We start from the raw sequence: 18,848 nt of genomic DNA on the forward strand, positions 1-18,848 counted from the left end.
GAACTGCGCGAGAAGCCCCGCCGGCCGTCAGCCGACGACGAACGGGCCGGAGTCACGGCGCGTCAGTCCTCGTGGCCGAGCTGGAGGTCCCGTTCGGTGCGGCCGCCCCCGGCGACCTGAAGCACGGTCGCCACCGGGGGGTAGCCCGCCGCGATCACCGTGTACTCCCCCGACGAGAGGTCGACGAAGCGGAACGCCCCGTCCCCACCGGTGGTGAGCGTGTCGACGACGTTCCCGGCCGCGTCCAGCAGCGTCACCCGCGCGTCCTCCACGGGCCGCCCCCCGAGCGCCCGCACCGTCCCCCGGAGCACCGCCCCGCCCGCGAGCTCGACGTCCTGGCGGGTCTCGCGCGCGGCCATGACCGTGACGGGCAGCGCGGCGGGCCGGAACGCGGGCGCGCTGGCGGCCAGCGTGTACTCCCCGGCGACGAGTTCGGAGATGACGTAGCCGCCCTCGCGCCCGCTGCGGGTGGTCGCGACGACCTCTCCGTGGACGTTCGTCAGGGTGACGGTCGCCTCGCGGACGGGGGATCCGTCGGCCGTGACGACGGACCCGGCGAGGCGTCCCGCGCCGCCGAGGACCACGTCGAGCTCGACGGGCCGCTCCCCCACCGTGACGGTGACGGCCTGCGGCTGGTGGCCCCCGGCGGCGGCGATCAGCACGTACGAGCCGGAACCGGGCGTCGAGAGGGCGTACCGCCCGTCGTCGCCGCTCGCGCCGCGCCCGATCTGGGTGCCGCCGACGTCGATGAGGGTGAGGGCGGCGCGCGGCACGACGGTGCCGTCGGGGTGCTGGACCGTGCCGCAGACCGGGATTCCGGCGGCGTGCGCGGCCCGCTCCTGGGCCGGGATCACGGGGTGCGCGGAGGAGGAGGTGGAGGCGGCGCTGGACAACAGGGGTGTCTCCTTGAGGAAGAAGGCGAGCAGCAGGCCGAGGACGAGGACCGGCACCAGGTACAGGAAGATCCGGGGCATCGCGTCGGCGTACGCCTCGATGTACGGGGTGCGCAGCGCCTCGGGCATCGCGTGCACGAGCTGCGGGGTGATCGATTCGGCGTCGGGGCCGTGGCCGCCGGCGGGCAGCCGGTCGGCGAGGGAGTCGGCGAGCCGGTTCGCGAAGAGCGTGCCGAAGATGGCGGCACCGACGCTGCCGCCGATCTGCCGGAAGTAGTTGTTGGCACTGGTGGCGGTGCCGAGGTCGGCGGGCCGTACGGAGTTCTGCACGGCCAGCACGAGGACGGGCATGATCAGGCCGATGCCGGCGCCGAGGACGGCCATGTAGACGCTGTACTCCAGGCGCGGGGTGTCGACCTCGAGGCGGGAGAGCAGATACATGCCGAGCGTGGACAGGGCGCTGCCGAGGATCGGGTAGATCCGGTAGCGGCCGGTGTGGCTGATGAGCTGGCCGGACAGGACGGAGGCGCCGACGACGCCGCCCATCATCGGGAGCATGAGGAGCCCGGACTCGGTGGCGCTGGCGCCGTCGACCATCTGCAGGAAGGTCGGCAGGTAGCTGGCGGCGCCGAAGAGGGCGACGCCGACGACCATGCCGACGAGCCCGCTGAGGTTGAACACGGAGTCGCGGAACAGCCGCAGCGGGATGAGGGGTTCGGCCGCGTACTTCTCGGCGACGACGAAGAGCACGGCACAGAGCGCGGCGCCCGCGCCGAGTCCGACGATGACCCGGTCGCCCCACGCGTACTCGGTGCCGCCCCAACTGGTCAGCAGGACCAGGCAGGTGGAGGCGGCGGCCAGCAGCAGGGCGCCCAGGACGTCGAGCCGTGCCTTCTTGGCCGGTTTGGGGAGCTTGAGGACGGCGGCCGTGACGGCGAGGGTGACCAGGCCGAACGGCACGTTGATGTAGAAGCACCAGCGCCACGACAGGTGGTCGGTGAAATACCCGCCGAGCAGGGGTCCCGCGACGGACGCGAGGCCGAACGCGGCGCCGATCAGGCCCATGTAGCGGCCGCGTTCGCGCGGCGGCACGATGTCGCCGATGATCGCCTGCACGCCGATCATGAGGCCGCCCGCGCCGACGCCCTGGACGGCGCGGAAGGCGATGAGCTGGTCCATGCTCTCGGCCCGGCCGGCGAGTCCGGAGCCGATGATGAAGACGACGATCGCGAAGAGGAAGACGCCCTTGCGGCCGAAGAGGTCGCCGAGCTTTCCGTAGATCGGCAGGCCGATCGTGGAGGTCAGCAGGTAGGCGGTGATCGCCCAGGACATCTTGTCGAGGCCGTGCAGCTCGCCGACGATCTTCGGGAGCGCGGTGGCGACGATCATCTGCTCCAGCGCGGCGAGCAGCAGCGCGAGCATCAGGCCGACGAAGACCATGCGCACCCGGCGCGGGCTCAGTCCGTGCCCGGGGAGCGGGGGCGGGGCGGCCTCCCGCGGCGGGTCGGCCGCGGCGACCGGTTCCGGGGCGGGGGCCGGCACCGGACTCCCCACCGGCTCGGTCTCCAGCGTCGTCGTGCCCACCTGCCACTCCCCTCGTCGCCCTTGCGCCGCCCATTTCTCGCATTACGCGACAACGGGGGGCAAGCGCGACGAGATGCCGCTCAGGAGGACATCGGAGATGAATGCGCCGGTCGGAGCCCTACGGCGTACAACCGGCGCGAAACGAAAACCACTCGAAACGGTGAGCGGTGAATCGGTGCGCGAAGCGCGCCTTCGGGGGTGCGGGGCCCCGGCCTACTTCTCGACCTCGGCGGCGAGCTTGGCGAGGACGGCGTCGTAGATCCGGCCGAGCCCCTTGGGCGCGAAGGTCTTCTCGAAGAAGCCGCCGATGCCGCCGGCGCCGTTCCACACGGTCGTGACCACGACGCGGGACTGACCCTCGCCGGCAGGGGTGACGCGCCAGGTCGTGACCATGGACGAGTTGCGGTCCTTCTCGACGAGCTCGCCGTCGGTGGGCTCGGAGACCTCGAGCAGGCAGTCGCGGACGCGCTTGCTGGTGGCCTGGAGCTTCCAGTGGACGAGGGTGCCCTCACCGTCGCCGCCCTCGCGCACCTCGTACTCGCTGAAGTGCTCGGGCAGCAGCTTCGCGCGGGTGCCGCTGTAGTCGGCGAGGGCGTCGAACACGTCGTCCGGCTTCGCGGCGACGACACGCTCCGTGATGGCCTCGACCTGCGCCATGACTCTTCCTCCAGCACTTGGTTCTTCGGGTGGTTCTTCAGGGGTGGTTCTGCAAGGTGTCGCGAGTTGACTGCGCCCAGCCAACCACCCGGCACAGCGGCCACCAAATCCGGTCCCGGAAAGGGTTCGCACGATCAAGGGAACATGTGTTCTATTCTGTGGCCAGTGCTAGCGAGGAGGCGTCATGCGCTGGGAGAACCTCACGGACCCCACGAGCTCCACAGACCTCACGGACCTCACGGGATCCACCGACGACGGGCGGACCGAACACGGCCGCGCGCCCGAAGCCGCGCTGTTCGGTGCGGACGCGGTCACGACCCGCACGATCGACACCCCCGAGTTCGCCGGCGTCACGTTCCACGAGATCCGGGCCCGCTCGATCGTCAACCGGGTGCCGGGCGCGTCCCGGATGCCGTTCGAGTGGACGGTCAACCCGTACCGGGGCTGCACGCACGCGTGCGTGTACTGCTTCGCCCGCAACACCCACCGCTATCTCGACCTGGACACCGGTCTCGGCTTCGACAGCCAGATCGTGGTGAAGGTGAACGCGCCGACGCTGCTGCGCCACCACCTCGCCTCACGCCGCTGGCACGGCGACCACATCGCGATGGGCACCAACGTCGACTGCTACCAGCGCGCGGAGGGCCGCTACCGCCTGATGCCGGGGATCCTGGAGGCGCTGCGCGACTACGCGAACCCGTTCAGCATCCTGACGAAGGGCACGCTGATCCTGCGCGACCTGCCCCTGCTGCGGCAGGCCGCCGACGTGACCGACGTGGGGATCTCGGTGTCGGTCGGCTTCGTCGACCAGGAGCTGTGGCGCACGGTGGAGCCGGGCACGCCCGCGCCCGAGCGCCGGCTCGACGTCGTCCGGGCCCTCACCGACGCGGGGATCGGCTGCGGGGTCCTGATGGCCCCGGTGATCCCCTTCCTCGGGGACCGGCCCGAGCAGCTGCGGGCCACGGTGCGGGCGGTCGCGCGGGCCGGCGCCACCTCCGTCACCCCGCTCGTGCTGCATCTGCGGCCCGGGGCCCGCGAGTGGTTCATGGCCTGGCTGGGCCGGCACCACCCGTATCTGGTGCGCCGCTACGAGCGGTTGTACGCGGAGGGCGCGTACGCCCCGAAGTGGTACCAGCGGCGGGTGACCCGTCAGGTGCACGAGCTGGCGGAGGAGTTCGGGATCGGGCCGTCCCGGGCGGCGCTGCGGCGCCGGGTGCCCGAGCCGCAGCCGGAGGCCGAGCCCGGGCCCGCGACACCCACTCAGCTGACGCTCCTGTGACCGCAATCGGGTCAAATTCGCACTGAACAGGTTCTTCCGGGCGCCCACTCCGGGACGATGCGGCTGGGCCGTGGACTCGCGGTCCTCCCCTCCGCCCTGGGAGGCTCCATGAAGAAGCGCGCAGTCGCGCTCTGCGGCGTCGCCGCCCTGGCCGCCGGTGCCGTCACCCCCGCCACCGCCGCCGCAGGCCCCGCGCCCACCCCGTCCTCCGCCGCCGCTTCCCTTGCCTGGAAGAAGTGCGGCACGAAGTCCTATCCGACCCTCCAGTGCGCCTCCCTGAAGGTGCCCCTGGACCACGACGACCCGCACGGCCGACAGATCACCCTCGCTCTGTCGCGTGTCCCGCACACCGCGAAGAAGTCGCAGGGCCCGCTCCTGGTGAACCCCGGCGGCCCGGGCGGCAGCGGCCTGACCCTCGCCGGGTTCGTCGCGTCGAACCTGCCGAAGAAGATCGCCGCCCAGTACGACGTGATCGGCTTCGACCCGCGCGGTGTCGGCAAGAGCAAGCCGGCCCTGGACTGCAAGCCCGGCCACTTCGACCCCGTACGCCCCTCCAGCGTGCCGACGACGCAGGCGATCGAGACGGCGAACCTGAACCGGGCGCAGGCCTTCGCGCGCGCGTGCGGCGAGAAGTACGGGGACGTCCTGCCGTTCATGGACACCGTGTCCAGCGTCAAGGACATGGACGCCATCCGCCGCGCGCTCGGCGCCCCGAAGCTCAACTACTTCGGCTACTCCTACGGCACGTACCTGGGCGCCGTGTACGCCAAGTACTTCCCCGAGCGGGTGCGGCGCTTCGTGCTCGACTCGATCGTGGACCCGACGGGCGTCTGGTACCGGGACAACATGTCCCAGGACCTCGCCTTCAACGCCCGCCACCAGGCCTTCCTCGCCTGGGTCGCGCGGCACGACGCCACGTACAAGCTGGGCAAGGACCCGGCCGCGGTCGAGGCGAAGTGGTACGCGATGCGGGACTCGCTGGCGAAGAAGCCGGCCAACGGCAAGGTCGGCGCGGGCGAGCTGGAGGACACCTTCCTGCCGGGCGGCTACTTCGACGGCTACTGGCCCTTCCTCGCCGAGGCGTTCGCCGCGTACGCGAAGAAGAAGGACACGGACCCGCTGGTCGAGGCGTACGAGAACTTCGCGGCGGTCGACGCCGAGGGCGACAACGGGTACAGCGTCTACACGGCGGTGCAGTGCCAGGACGCGCGCTGGCCGCGCAACTGGAACCGCTGGAGGGTCGACAACCGCCACATGAACGAGAAGGCGCCGTTCTCCACGTGGAACAACGCCTGGTACAACGCGCCGTGCGCGTTCTGGCCGACCCGCCCCGGGCGCCCGACGGACGTCGAGAACCACGCGGTGCCGCCGGTGCTGCTGTTCCAGGCGACGGACGACGGGGCGACCCCGTACGAGGGCGGCGTCGAGATGCACCGGCAGCTCTCCGGGTCGAGCCTGGTCGTCGAGGAGGGCGGCGGCAACCACGGCATCACGCTCAGCGGCAACGACTGCCTCGACGAGCACCTGGCCGCCTATCTGGCGAACGGGAAGGTGCCGCGGGGCGACGGCGGCGAGGCGGACGCGGTCTGCGCGAAGCTGCCCGACCCGAAGCCGCGCACGACGAAGGTGCTCCCCCGTTCCTCGGGCGGCACCGCGCTGCACGGGCTGCTCGGCTTCCGCGGCTGAAGCGCCCTCTCGCCTCTCTCGCGCTTCCGGTCTCTGTCAGGAGGCCGGGAGCCGGGCCAGGGCCGCGGCCGCCGCCATCGCGAGCCGCGGATGCGCGCTCGCCTCGGTGAGCACCTCGCGGGCCCGGGGGTCGGCGAGGCTGCCGAGACCCTCGACACAGGCGAGCGCCACCTTCCGGTACGGGTCGTGCGGGGCCAGGCGCCGGCGCAGCGTGGTGATCAGGGCCGGGGCCGATTCGGGGGCGCGCAGCCGGGTCAGCAGCCGGATCGGGTGCAGGGCGTAGGCGACGCGCAGCTCGTTCGTGGCGAGCGCGGCCGCGGCGCGGGCGGTGCGCGGGTCCCGTAACGCGGCGAGCGCGTCGGCGGCGGCCGCGCAGCGGTCCGGGTCCCGGTGGTTGAGCAGCAGGACGAGGGCCTCGAACGCGCGCCGGTCGCCCGCGAGGCCGAGCCGGTGAGCGGCCAGTTCCCTCGCCCACAACGGCTGTTCGGGCGCGGTGAGCACCGCGGCCAGGGTGTCGCGGTCCTCGGTCGCGGCGAGCCGCTCGAAGGCGGGCGTCCCACCGGCTTCCTTCCGGATGCGTTCCGTCACCGTTCGCGACTCTTCGTCCATGGCGGCCAGGGTAGACGCGCCCGGCCTGCGGCGACATAGATCACAGCGAAAGACCAACCGCGAGGACTGGCGCGCTCGTTACTGGGTGGTTAAGCTCAGTTGAGCGGGACACACTCTCCCGCAGCACCACTCCAGGCGGCCTGGTGACGCAGCCGCCCCGAGTGTCAGTCGGTTCGGTACCGCGGTTTCGCAGTACCAGCACTTCCCTTCTCAGTACGGCACGGCTCCGGGACAGGGCCGTCCGGTTCCGCCCCCGCGATCCGCCCTGCACGGCCGGTCGCGCGGGTCAACTCCCGTACGCCTTCCGCCTTTCCGGCGTTCGCGTACGACCCCTCAGTCGTCACCCTCACTCCTGGAGTTCCCGGATGGACGCTCCCCTGTCCCCTCTCTCGACGATCGCCGTCGTCGGTCTCGGCACCATGGGCACCGGCATCGCCGAGGTGCTCGCCCGCGCCGGCCGCGAGGTCATCGGCATCGACATCAGCGAGGCCGCCACCGGGCAGGCCGTCGCCGCCCTGGAGGCCTCGACGGCGCGTGCGGTGCGCCGTGAGCACCTCACCGAGCAGCAGCGCGCGGACCTGCTCGCCCGCTTCCGTACGTTCACCGACCTGCAGGCCGCGGCCGGCGCCGACCTGGTCATCGAGGTCGTGCCCGAGTCGTACGAGATCAAGCAGCAGGTCTTCCGGGACCTGGACGCGATCGTGCGGCCCGAGACGATCATCGCGACGGGCACCAACGCGTTGTCCGTGACCCGGCTCGCCGCCGACTCGGCCCGCCCCGAGCGCGTGCTCGGCCTGCACTTCTTCAACCCTGCGCCCGCGATGAAGCTCGTCGAGGTCGTCTCCAGCGTGCTGACCGCGCCGACCGCGGTCACCGCCGTCACCGAGCTCGCCGTCGAGCTGGGCAAGGAGCCCGTCGCGGTCGGCGCCCGGCCCGGTTTCGTCGCGGACGGTCTGCTCTTCGGCTACCTCAACCAGGCCGCCGCGATGTACGAGGCCAAGTACGCCTCCCGCGAGGACATCGACTCCGCGATGCAGCTCGGCTGCGGTCTGCCGATGGGCCCGCTGGCGCTGCTGGACCTGATCGGCATCGACACCGCGCGCACCGTCCTCGACGCGATGTACGCCGAGTCCCGCGACCGGCTGCACGCCCCCGCGCCGATCCTCAAGCAGCTCGCCGAGGCGGGGCTGACCGGCCGCAAGGCGGGCCGCGGCTTCTACTCGTACGAGGCGCCCGGCAGCGAGGTCGTCGTGCGGGACGCGCTGACGCCGCTGACCGACGCGGACGCGGCGCCCACCCGTACGGTGCGCTCCGTCGGTGTCGCCGGCTCCGGGACGATGGCCTCCGGCATCGTCGAGGTGTTCGCGAAGGCCGGCTACGACGTCGTGCTCGCCGCCCGCAGCGAGGAGAAGGCGGAGAAGGCCAAGGCCCGCATCGCCAAGTCGCTCCAGCGCTCCGTCGACAAGGGCCGGATGACCGCCGAGACCGCGGAGCAGACGCTCGCGCGGATCACGCCGGCCGGCACCTACGACGCCTTCGCGGATGTCGACCTCGCGCTCGAGGCCGTCGCCGAGGACCTGGAGATCAAGCAGCAGCTGTTCGCCACGTTCGACAAGGTCTGCAAGCCGGGGGCGATCCTGGCGACGACCACCTCGTCGCTGCCCGTCGTCGCCTGCGCCCGCGCCACGTCGCGGCCGCAGGACGTGATCGGCATGCACTTCTTCAACCCGGCGCCCGCGATGAAGCTCGTCGAGGTCGTGCGCACGGTCCTGACCGGCGACGACGTGCACGCCACCGTCCGCGACCTCACGCTCAAGGTCCGCAAGCACCCGGTGGACTGCGGCGACCGGGCCGGCTTCATCGTGAACGCTTTGCTGTTCCCGTACCTGAACAACGCGATCAAGATGGTGCAGGAGCACTACGCGACGCTGGACGACATCGACGCCGCGATGAAGCTCGGCGGCGGCTACCCGATGGGTCCGTTCGAACTGCTCGACGTGGTGGGCCTGGACGTGTCCCTGGCCATCGAGAAGGTGCTGCACCGCGAGTTCCGCGACCCGGGGCTCGCGCCGGCACCGCTCCTGGAGCACCTGGTGGCCGCGGGCTGCCTCGGCCGCAAGACGGGCCGTGGCTTCCGCGAATATGCCCGGCGCTGAGCAGGGGACGGGAGCCGCACCGGACACGGGTTCGGACGTGGGTTCGGACTGGGGCGGGCTGCTCGGGGAACCGAGCGGCCCGCTGACCGGGGAGCGTCTGGGAACGTACATGCAGTACGTTCGGGTCATGCCCAAGGCCGATCAGACCTCCCGTACCCCAGCTCAGCCCGACGCTCCGGCGGAGATGAGCGCCGCGGGCAGCCGCGCCGCCGCCCAGCGGCTCAAGATGCGCCGGGAGCTCGCGGCCGCGGCGATGGAGCTGTTCTCCACCAAGGGGTACGAGGCGACGACGGTCGACGAGATCGCCGCCGCGGCGGGCGTCGCGCGCCGCACCTTCTTCCGGCACTTCCGCTCCAAGGAAGAGGCGATCTTCCCGGACCACGACGACACGCTCGTGCGCGCGGAGGCGGTGCTCAACGCGGCGCCGCCGCACGAACACCCGCTCGACACGGTCTGCCGGGGCATCAAGGAAGTCATGAAGATGTACGCGTCGTCGCCGACGGTCGCCGTCGAGCGGTACCGGCTGACGCGTGAGGTGCCGACGCTGCGCGAGGCGGAGATCGCCTCGGTGGCCCGCTACGAGCGCCTCTTCACCCGGTACCTGCTCGGCCACTTCGACGAGCAGGCCCACCACGACGGCAACGACGACCCGCTGCTCGCGGAGGTCGCCGCGTCGGCCGTCGTCACGGCGCACAATCACGTGCTGCGGCGCTGGCTGCGGGCGGGTGGCCAGGGTGACGTCGAGTCCCAGCTCGACCACGCCTTCGCGATCGTGCGCCGGACGTTCGGCACCGGCATCGGCGCGGGCCGCACCCCCGCGTCCCCGCCGCCGGCCCAGGTCTCGACCTCCGGGGAGGTCCTGGTCACGGTGGCCCGCACGGACGCGCCCCTCTCCGAGATCATGCACACGATCGAAGAGGCCCTCCACAACCGCTGAACCGGCCCCGGAGGCCGCCCGGCCTCCGGGGGCGCGGACCGGTCGAGGACGAGGGATCCATGGGGACCGACCCGAAGCCCGTCCCGCGACGCCGTCAGGCCGCCGCTCTCGCTCTGTGGCGGTGGCGTGCGCCGCTGTTCGCGTTCGAACCGGACGCGGAGTGGGGCCTGGACCGCTCCGTGCTGGAGTCGCTGTTCCGGCTGGCCGCAGCGGCTCCCGGCGAACGGACGGACCACGCCTACCGGCACGCCGTCACCGCACTGCGCACGGCCCCCCTCTTCACGTCCGAGGTCGACCCGGACACGGTCCAGCTCGTCCAGCTGGAGACCGTCGACAGCCTCCTGACCTTCGCCGAACTGCTGGACAACCCCGGCGGGGACGAGGCCGACCGCGTACACGAGACCTCGGCCGGCCTGGCGGGTCACCTCGACGCCCTCGTCGAGGACTCCCTCCACGCCCACCCATCCGAAGAAGCCCACCGCGCGTACGTCACCGCCCTCACGGACCCGGCACACGGTGGCTGCTTCGCCTCCCGCCACGCCGCCGTGGAGACCGCCTGTCACCGCGCCCTGGACTCCCTCCCCGACTCCACCGGCCTGACCGACTCGCCCGCGGGCCGCGGACTGCTCGCGCTCTGCGAGGACTTCGGCGCAGAGCTCGTCACCACGCTCCACCGGCTCCGCACGACGGGCTACTAGCGACGGGCGATCCGCCGCGAACCCGGGGCGCCCGCCTCTCCCGTCACCCCATCGGCAGAACCCCCCGTGTCGCCCCCCACCCCCGCTGGCACGCAGTGCCATACATCCCGCACCTTTGGCACCCCTCCCCGCCCCACCCCCACCTCCCGCGATCGATCATCGATCCCTTTCGGGGCCCGTAAACCCCTTCTGACCACGGATGATCGATCATCGCTCAGCTGGAGCCAAAAGATTTCAGCTGAGCGAAATTGGTGGCACCCAGTGCCTTGTGCACCGTCACGGCGTGCCATACGTTGAAGGTGTCCGGGCGGCCGGCGTGCAGAGAACTTCCGTACGCCGGCTGTCCCCGCAAGCCTCGACCGACCGTGGCTCGCGCGCCCGGACGCCTGCGTCACAGGCAACCTTCCGCGCCACACCAAGCGCTGCCAGAGCACCACCCGCCGAACCGACGGCACCGCACCACCACCAGCAGCAGCCCCATACCGACCCCGACTCAGCGTTCCCCTCAGACGCTCATCGCCGGAGGCACCACCGTGAAGGAAATCCTGGACGCGATTCAGTCGCAGACCGCCACGTCTGCCGACTTCGCCGCCCTGCCGCTGCCCGACTCGTACCGCGCGGTCACCGTGCACAAGGACGAGCAGGAGATGTTCGCCGGGCTCGCCAGCCGCGACAAGGACCCGCGCAAGTCGCTGCACCTCGACGACGTCGCGCTGCCGGAGCTCGGCCCGGGCGAGGCCCTGGTCGCCGTCATGGCCAGCTCCGTGAACTACAACTCGGTCTGGACCTCGATCTTCGAGCCGGTCTCCACCTTCGGTTTCCTGGAGCGTTACGGCCGGCTCAGCGAGCTCAGCAAGCGCCACGACCTCCCCTACCACGTCATCGGCTCCGACCTCGCGGGCGTCGTCCTGCGCACCGGCCCGGGCGTCAACGCCTGGAACCCGGGCGACGAGGTCGTCGCGCACTGCCTCAGCGTCGAGCTGGAGTCCTCGGACGGCCACAACGACACGATGCTCGACCCCGAGCAGCGCATCTGGGGCTTCGAGACCAACTTCGGCGGCCTCGCCGAGATCGCCCTGGTCAAGTCGAACCAGCTGATGCCGAAGCCCGACCACCTGAGCTGGGAGGAGGCCGCGGCCCCGGGCCTGGTGAACTCCACCGCCTACCGCCAGCTGGTCTCCCGCAACGGCGCCGGCATGAAGCAGGGCGACAACGTCCTGATCTGGGGCGCGAGCGGCGGCCTCGGCTCGTACGCCACCCAGTTCGCCCTGGCCGGCGGCGCCAACCCGATCTGTGTCGTCTCCTCCCCCGAGAAGGCCGACATCTGCCGGGCCATGGGCGCCGAGGCGGTCATCGACCGCAACGCCGAGGGCTACAAGTTCTGGAAGAACGAGCACGAGCAGGACCCGCGCGAGTGGAAGCGCTTCGGCAAGCGCATCCGCGAGCTCACCGGCGGCGAGGACGTCGACATCGTCTTCGAGCACCCGGGCCGCGAGACCTTCGGCGCCTCCGTCTACGTCACCCGCAAGGGCGGCACGATCGTCACCTGCGCGTCGACGTCCGGCTACAACCACGAGTACGACAACCGCTACCTGTGGATGTCGCTGAAGCGGATCGTCGGCTCGCACTTCGCGAACTACCGCGAGGCCTGGGAGGCCAACCGCCTCATCGCCAAGGGCAAGATCCACCCCACCCTGTCGAAGGTCTACTCCCTCGAGGAGACCGGCCAGGCCGCCTACGACGTGCACCGCAACCTGCACCAGGGCAAGGTCGGCGTCCTCGCGCTGGCCCCCGAGGAGGGCCTGGGCGTCCGCGACCACGACAAGCGCGCCCAGCACATCGACGCCATCAACCGCTTCCGCAACATCTGATTCCCGGGGGAGCACGAGCAGATGACTGAGCGTCAGAAGGACCGGCCGTGGCTCATGCGCACGTACGCCGGTCACTCCACGGCGGAGGCGTCCAACGAGCTGTACCGGCGCAACCTCGCCAAGGGCCAGACGGGTCTGTCGGTCGCCTTCGACCTGCCGACCCAGACCGGCTACGACCCGGACCACGTCCTCGCCCGCGGCGAGGTCGGCCGGGTCGGCGTCCCGGTCTCGCATCTCGGTGACATGCGACGGCTGTTCCAGGACATCCCCCTGGAGCAGATGAACACCTCGATGACCATCAACGCCACCGCCATGTGGCTTCTGGCGCTCTACCAGGTCGTCGCGGAGGAGCAGGGCGCGGACATCGCGACGCTCCAGGGCACGACGCAGAACGACATCGTCAAGGAGTACCTGTCGCGGGGCACCCACGTGTTCCCGCCCGGGCCCTCCCTGCGTCTGACGACCGACATGATCGCCTACACGGTGTCCCACATCCCCAAGTGGAACCCGATCAACATCTGCTCGTACCACCTCCAGGAGGCGGGGGCCACACCGGTCCAGGAGATCGCGTACGCGATGTCCACCGCCATCGCTGTTCTCGATGCCGTACGCGACTCAGGGCAGGTCCCCGAGGAGAAGTTCGGGGACGTCGTGGCCCGCATCTCCTTCTTCGTGAACGCGGGAGTCCGCTTCATCGAGGAGATGTGCAAGATGCGGGCGTTCGGGCGGATCTGGGACCAGATCACGCGCGAGCGGTACGGCATCGAGAACGCGAAGCAGCGCCGGTTCCGCTACGGCGTGCAGGTCAACTCCCTGGGCCTGACCGAGGCCCAGCCGGAGAACAACGTCCAGCGGATCGTCCTCGAGATGCTGGCCGTCACCCTCTCCAAGGACGCGCGCGCCCGCGCCGTCCAGCTGCCGGCCTGGAACGAGGCCCTGGGCCTCCCGAGGCCGTGGGACCAGCAGTGGTCCCTGCGCATCCAGCAGGTCCTCGCCCACGAGAGCGACCTGCTGGAGTACGAGGACATCTTCGCGGGCTCGCACGTCATCGAGAAGAAGGTCGACGAGCTCGTCGCGGAGTGCCTCGCCGAGATCGACCGGATCCAGGAGATGGGCGGCGCGATGGCCGCCGTCGAGTCCGGCTACCTCAAGTCGCAGCTCGTCTCCTCGCACGCCGAGCGGCGCGCCCGTATCGAGGCCGGCGACGAGAAGATCGTCGGTGTGAACATCTACGAGTCGACCGAGCCGAACCCGCTCACGGCCGACCTGGACGCCGCGATCATGACCGTCGACCACGCCGTCGAGGCGAAGGTCGTCCGGGCCATCGGCGAGTGGAAGACCACCCGTCAGGAGTCCTCCGACCGCCAGGGCATGGGCGACCCGTTCCACTACCCGACCACCGGGCAGGCCCTGGAGCGCCTCAAGGAGGCCGCGGCCGGCACCGAGAACCTGATGGAGGCCACCCTGGAGTGCGCCCGCGCGGGTGTCACGACCGGCGAGTGGGCCGGCGCGCTGCGCGAGGTCTTCGGCGAGTTCCGCGCTCCCACCGGCGTCTCCTCCGCCCCGGTCGCCGTGACCGCCGAGGCGGGCACCCCGCTCGCCGAGGTCCGCGAGAAGGTCCGCCGCACCGGCGAGGAGCTCGGCGGCAAGCTGCGCCTCCTGGTCGGCAAGCCGGGCCTGGACGGGCACTCCAACGGCGCCGAGCAGATCGCCGTGCGGGCCCGCGACGCCGGGTTCGAGGTGGTCTACCAGGGCATCCGGCTCACCCCGGAACAGATCGTGTCCGCCGCGCTCGCCGAGGACGTGCACTGCGTCGGCCTGTCGATCCTCTCCGGATCACACGCCGAGCTGGTGCCCGACGTCCTGGACCGGATGCGCGAGGCGGGCGCCACCGACGTCCCCGTGATCGTCGGAGGCATCATCCCCAACGCCGACGCCGAGGACCTGAAGCGGGCGGGAGTGGCCGCCGTCTTCACCCCCAAGGACTTCGGCATCACGGAGATCATCGGCCGTATCGTCGACGAGATCCGGAAAGCGAACCAGCTCGACCCTCTGGAGGTCCCCGCATGACTGTGAACCGTCTCCGTCCGCGCCGCTCCTGCCTCGCGGTGCCCGGAAGCAACCCCCGCTTCCTGGAGAAGGCCCAGGGTCTGGCGGCCGACCAGGTCTTCCTCGACCTGGAGGACGCCTGCGCCCCGCTCGCCAAGCCGGAGGCCCGGCACACCATCGTCAAGTTCCTGAACGAGGGTGACTGGACGGGCAAGACGCGCGTCGTGCGGGTCAACGACTGGACCACCGAGTGGACCTACCGCGACGTCGTCACCGTCGTCGAGGGTGCAGGGCAGAACCTCGACTGCATCATGCTCCCGAAGGTCCAGACGGCCGACCAGGTCGTCGCCCTGGACCTGCTGCTGACCCAGATCGAGAAGACGATGGGCTTCGAGGTCGGCAAGATCGGCATCGAGGCGCAGATCGAGAACGCGCAGGGCCTCAACAACGTCAACGCGATCGCGCAGGCCTCCCCGCGCATCGAGACGATCATCTTCGGCCCGGCCGACTTCATGGCCTCCATCAACATGAAGTCCCTGGTCGTCGGCGAGCAGCCGCCCGGCTACGGCGCCGACGCCTACCACTACATCCTGATGAAGATCCTTATGGCCGCCCGCGCCAACGACCTCCAGGCGATCGACGGCCCCTACCTGCAGATCCGCAACGTGGACGGCTTCCGCGAGGTCGCGGGCCGCGCCGCCGCGCTCGGCTTCGACGGCAAGTGGGTGCTGCACCCCGGCCAGGTCGAGGCCGCGAACGAGATCTTCTCGCCGTCGCAGGAGGACTTCGACCACGCCGAGCTGATCCTGGACGCGTACGACTACTACACGTCCGAGGCCGGCGGCAAGAAGGGCTCGGCCATGCTCGGCGACGAGATGATCGACGAGGCCTCCCGCAAGATGGCCCTGGTCATCTCGGGCAAGGGCCGCGCGGCCGGCATGCAGCGCACCAGCAAGTTCGAGGCCCCGGAGGCGTAAGACACATGCAGTTCGGCCGCACCTACGAAGAGTTCACCGTCGGGGACGTCTACAAGCACTGGCCCGGGAAGACGGTCACCGAGTACGACGACCACCTCTTCTGTCTCCTGACGATGAACCACCACCCCCTCCACATGGACACGAACTATGCGGAGAAGACGACGGACTTCGGCAAGAACGTCGTCGTCGGCAACTACATCTACTCCCTGCTGCTCGGCATGTCCGTCCCGGACGTCTCCGGCAAGGCCATCGCCAACCTGGAGATCGAGTCGCTCAAGCACGTGGCGCCGACCTTCCACGGCGACACCATCTACGGCGAGACCACGGTCCTCGACAAGACCCCGTCGAAGTCGAAGAACGACCGCGGCATCGTCTACGTGGAGACCAAGGGCTACAAGCAGGACGGCACGCTCGTGTGCGTCTTCCGCCGCAAGGTGATGGTGCCCACCGAGACGTACATCAAGGAGCGCGGCGGCGAGCAGCCCGGCCGCCCGGACCTTCAGGAGAAGCAGAAGTGAGCCGACTCGCCCAGACCCACGGCCTGACGGATGTGCAGCGAGAGATCCTGTCCACCGTCCGGGACTTCGTGGACAAGGAGATCATCCCCGTCGCGACGGAGCTGGAGCACCGCGACGAGTACCCGCAGCAGATCGTCGACGGGCTCAAGGAGTTGGGTCTGTTCGGTCTCATGATCCCCGAGGAGTACGGGGGTCTGGGCGAGTCGCTGCTGACGTACGCCCTGTGCGTGGAGGAGATCGCGCGCGGCTGGATGTCGGTCTCCGGCATCATCAACACGCACTTCATCGTGGCGTACATGCTCAAGCAGCACGGCACGCAGGAGCAGAAGGAGTACTTCCTTCCGCGGATGGCGCTCGGCGAGGTGCGCGGCGCCTTCTCGATGTCCGAGCCGGCGCTCGGCTCCGACGTCTCGGCGATCTCGTCGAAGGCGGTCAAGGACGGCGACGAGTACGTCCTGAACGGTCAGAAGATGTGGCTGACCAACGGCGGAACGTCAACGCTCGTGGCGGTTCTCACACGAAGTGACGAAGGACACCCCGAGGGCACGGCCCCGCACAAGTCGATGACGACCTTCCTCGTGGAGAAGGAGCCCGGGTTCGGTGAGGTCCGTCCCGGACTCACCATCCCCGGGAAGATCGACAAGATGGGTTACAAGGGCGTCGACACCACCGAGCTGGTGATGGACGACCTGCGCATTCCGGCCAATCGTGTGCTCGGCGGCGAGACCGGCCGAGGGTTTTACCAAATGATGGACGGCGTCGAGGTCGGCCGCGTGAATGTCGCGGCGCGTGGCTGCGGTGTCGCACAGCGTGCCTTCGAACTGGGTGTCTCGTATGCCCAGCAGCGCCACACTTTCGGCAAGGCGATCGCCCAGCACCAGGCCATCCAGTTCAAGCTGGCCGAGATGGCTACCAAGGTCGAGGCCGCGCATGCGATGATGGTCAACGCAGCACGCAAAAAGGACTCCGGGGAACGAAACGACCTCGAAGCGGGAATGGCCAAGTACCTGGCCTCCGAATACTGCAAGGAAGTCGTGGAGGACGCGTTCCGGATCCATGGCGGATACGGGTTCTCGAAGGAGTACGAGATCGAGCGCCTCTACCGCGAGGCTCCGATGCTGCTGATCGGCGAAGGTACCGCCGAAATCCAGAAAATGATCATTGGTCGTCGACTGCTCGAAGAGTATCGGTTCCAGGGCTGAGCCTGGGCGTGATGTCCGGTTACGGGGTGTTTTCTTCGCAAGGAAGATCACACCCCGTCAACACTCTTCGGCCGCCGACTCGGCTTCCTGGCTTGCCCAGTTGTGGCTCGCAACCGATAGCATCCCCGGAAAAGCCGCCGTCCCCCCGTAACCAGCGCGGCCTCATCCGCTACGAAGGTCATCCATGCCCCACAGCCAAACCTCTGCACCACGCGACGGCTTCCTCGGTGGTCGCCTTGCGCGCGGAGCATCGCCGTGGCTCCTTCCGACCGTCGCCACGGCCGCCCTGAGCCTGGCCCGATCGCGTCGGTCCAAGAAGGCCGCAGCACTCGCCGTCCCGACCACCGCTCTGGCGGCCGGCATGCTGTGGTTCTTCCGCGACCCCGAGCGCGAGATCGCCTCCGGCCGGGTCATCTCCCCGGCCGACGGTGTGGTGCAGAGCATCATGCCGTGGAAGGACGGCCGCACCCGCGTCGCGATCTTCATGAGCCCGCTGAACGTCCACGTGAACCGCGCGCCGCTCTCCGGCACCGTGACCTCCGTCGAGCACATCCCCGGCGGATTCGTCCCGGCGTTCAACAAGGAGAGCGAGAACAACGAGCGCGTCGTCTGGCACTTCGACACCGAGCTCGGTGACATCGAGATGATCCAGATCGCCGGCGCCGTCGCCCGCCGCATCGTGCCCTACATCCCCCAGGGCACGAAGGTCGAGCAGGGCGAGCGCATCGGTCTGATCCGGTTCGGCTCGCGCGTGGACATCTACCTGCCCGAGGGCGTCGAGGTCGACGTCGAGGTCGGGCAGAAGACGGTGGCTGGGGTGACTCGCATTGACCGTGACTGATCCCGAGACCCGGACCTGGGCCTCCGACGCCGACGGCGCCGACGAGGCGGAGGAGATGCCGCTCTCACTGCGTCTGTCGATAGCGGACACGCTCACGCTCGGCAACGCCACGTGCGGCTTCATGGCGGTCTACTTCACGACGACCGGCATCCTGATCCCGCACATCCAGGGCAGCAACGACTCCGGCATGGCGCGGCACTCCGCCGCGACGGCCGTGATCCTGATGCTGGCCGCCGCGATCTTCGACCTGTTCGACGGTCTGGTGGCCCGCAAGCTGCGTTCGTCGCCGATGGGCGCGGAGCTGGACAACCTCTCCGACCTCATCAGCTTCGGGCTGGCGCCCGCCTACTTCGTGCTCGTCTACGGCATGGTCGCCGACGACGCGCACCAGAGAGTGGCCGCGGTCGGAGCGATCGTGGTGCTCCTGGCGGTGGTGCTGAGACTCGCGCGGTTCTCCTGCGTGACCGTGAAGGACGGCACGTTCCAGGGCATGCCGTCGCCGTTCGGCGCGCTGACGGTCGTCTCGATCGTTCTCCTGGAGCTGCCCTTCGTGGCGACGCTCCTGGCGATCATCGGTACGGCGTGGCTGATGGTGAGCCGGGTCGAGTACCCGAAGCCGCGGGGCCGCACGGCGGTCGCGATGCTGTCGTGGATCGTCCTGAGCATGGCTCTGCTGGCCGCGTGGGCCTTCGACGCCCCCGGGGGCCAGCTGCTCCTCCAGACGGGCTGTGCGCTCCAGCTGGTGCTCGGAGCGGTCATCCCGCTCTTCGCCACGGCTCGCCGCGTGAACAATTTCCGCGACAACCGCCGCGAGGCGCGTGCCGCGCAGCTTCCGTAGTTCGCCGGGTACGCAAGAAGGGGGCCCCAGCCAGTGGGGTTGGGGGGCGGGCG

Annotated in this window: 15 protein-coding genes; 12 read left to right on the forward strand and 3 right to left on the reverse strand. The window is 70.1% G+C overall.

What is annotated here, in order from left to right:
- Positions 1-62: 62 nt before the first annotated feature.
- Both ACFW9D_RS31735 and ACFW9D_RS31740 read right to left on the reverse strand, forming a co-directional pair.
- A complete protein-coding gene (locus ACFW9D_RS31735) occupies positions 63-2,477 on the reverse strand; it encodes an MFS transporter (RefSeq protein WP_384627654.1) in 2,415 nt (804 codons plus the stop codon).
- A gap of 213 nt (positions 2,478-2,690) precedes the next feature.
- Positions 2,691-3,134 (reverse strand): SRPBCC family protein, encoded by a 444-nt coding sequence (locus ACFW9D_RS31740; protein WP_188336041.1) that lies wholly within the window; start codon positions 3,132-3,134, stop codon positions 2,691-2,693.
- 184 nt (positions 3,135-3,318) lie between these two features.
- Between ACFW9D_RS31740 and ACFW9D_RS31745 the strand changes: the two genes are divergently transcribed.
- Positions 3,319-4,413: an Rv2578c family radical SAM protein gene (locus ACFW9D_RS31745; RefSeq protein ID WP_384627657.1), complete on the forward strand. Its 1,095-nt coding sequence runs from the start codon at positions 3,319-3,321 to the stop codon at positions 4,411-4,413.
- Positions 4,414-4,521: 108 nt separating this feature from the next.
- Positions 4,522-6,099, forward strand: coding sequence for an alpha/beta hydrolase (locus ACFW9D_RS31750; RefSeq protein WP_384627659.1), 1,578 nt, complete (start codon positions 4,522-4,524; stop codon positions 6,097-6,099).
- A 36-nt stretch (positions 6,100-6,135) separates the two neighbouring features.
- On the opposite strand, the gene ACFW9D_RS31755 is transcribed toward ACFW9D_RS31750, so the two are convergent.
- Positions 6,136-6,708: an adenylosuccinate lyase gene (locus tag ACFW9D_RS31755; RefSeq protein WP_384627662.1), complete on the reverse strand. Its 573-nt coding sequence runs from the start codon at positions 6,706-6,708 to the stop codon at positions 6,136-6,138.
- A gap of 365 nt (positions 6,709-7,073) precedes the next feature.
- Here ACFW9D_RS31755 and ACFW9D_RS31760 point away from each other — a divergent pair, with 365 nt between their 5' ends.
- From ACFW9D_RS31760 to pssA, 10 genes are all read left to right on the forward strand, one after another.
- On the forward strand, positions 7,074-8,864 hold the full coding sequence (locus tag ACFW9D_RS31760) for a 3-hydroxyacyl-CoA dehydrogenase family protein (RefSeq protein WP_384627665.1): 1,791 nt from the start codon (positions 7,074-7,076) through the stop codon (positions 8,862-8,864).
- Positions 8,865-8,973: 109 nt separating this feature from the next.
- Positions 8,974-9,801, forward strand: coding sequence for a TetR family transcriptional regulator (locus tag ACFW9D_RS31765; RefSeq protein WP_188336046.1), 828 nt, complete (start codon positions 8,974-8,976; stop codon positions 9,799-9,801).
- Between the two features lie 59 nt (positions 9,802-9,860).
- Complete coding sequence (locus ACFW9D_RS31770) at positions 9,861-10,499, forward strand: hypothetical protein (protein ID WP_384627668.1); 639 nt, start codon at positions 9,861-9,863, stop codon at positions 10,497-10,499.
- Positions 10,500-11,032: 533 nt separating this feature from the next.
- Entirely contained in the window at positions 11,033-12,370 is a 1,338-nt protein-coding gene (gene ccrA, locus ACFW9D_RS31775; protein ID WP_188336048.1) for a crotonyl-CoA carboxylase/reductase, read from the forward strand.
- Positions 12,371-12,391: 21 nt separating this feature from the next.
- On the forward strand, positions 12,392-14,440 hold the full coding sequence (locus ACFW9D_RS31780; protein WP_384627672.1) for a protein meaA: 2,049 nt from the start codon (positions 12,392-12,394) through the stop codon (positions 14,438-14,440).
- On the forward strand, positions 14,437-15,396 hold the full coding sequence (locus tag ACFW9D_RS31785; protein WP_188336050.1) for a CoA ester lyase: 960 nt from the start codon (positions 14,437-14,439) through the stop codon (positions 15,394-15,396). The genes ACFW9D_RS31780 and ACFW9D_RS31785 overlap by 4 nt, the downstream gene beginning before the upstream one ends.
- A 5-nt stretch (positions 15,397-15,401) precedes the next feature.
- A complete protein-coding gene (locus tag ACFW9D_RS31790; RefSeq protein ID WP_188336051.1) occupies positions 15,402-15,914 on the forward strand; it encodes a MaoC family dehydratase in 513 nt (170 codons plus the stop codon).
- Positions 15,911-17,116 carry an acyl-CoA dehydrogenase family protein gene (locus ACFW9D_RS31795; protein WP_188336052.1) on the forward strand — a complete coding sequence of 402 codons (1,206 nt, stop codon included), beginning with the start codon at positions 15,911-15,913 and terminating at the stop codon, positions 17,114-17,116. The genes ACFW9D_RS31790 and ACFW9D_RS31795 overlap by 4 nt, the downstream gene beginning before the upstream one ends.
- Before the next feature lie 184 nt (positions 17,117-17,300).
- Positions 17,301-17,957, forward strand: coding sequence for a phosphatidylserine decarboxylase (locus ACFW9D_RS31800; protein ID WP_188336053.1), 657 nt, complete (start codon positions 17,301-17,303; stop codon positions 17,955-17,957).
- A 55-nt stretch (positions 17,958-18,012) separates the two neighbouring features.
- Positions 18,013-18,795: a CDP-diacylglycerol--serine O-phosphatidyltransferase gene (gene pssA, locus ACFW9D_RS31805; protein ID WP_188341220.1), complete on the forward strand. Its 783-nt coding sequence runs from the start codon at positions 18,013-18,015 to the stop codon at positions 18,793-18,795.
- Positions 18,796-18,848: the final 53 nt, after the last annotated feature.

It is taken from the genome of Streptomyces sp. NPDC059524 (assembly GCF_042749255.1).
GTDB lineage: Bacteria > Actinomycetota > Actinomycetes > Streptomycetales > Streptomycetaceae > Streptomyces > Streptomyces xanthii.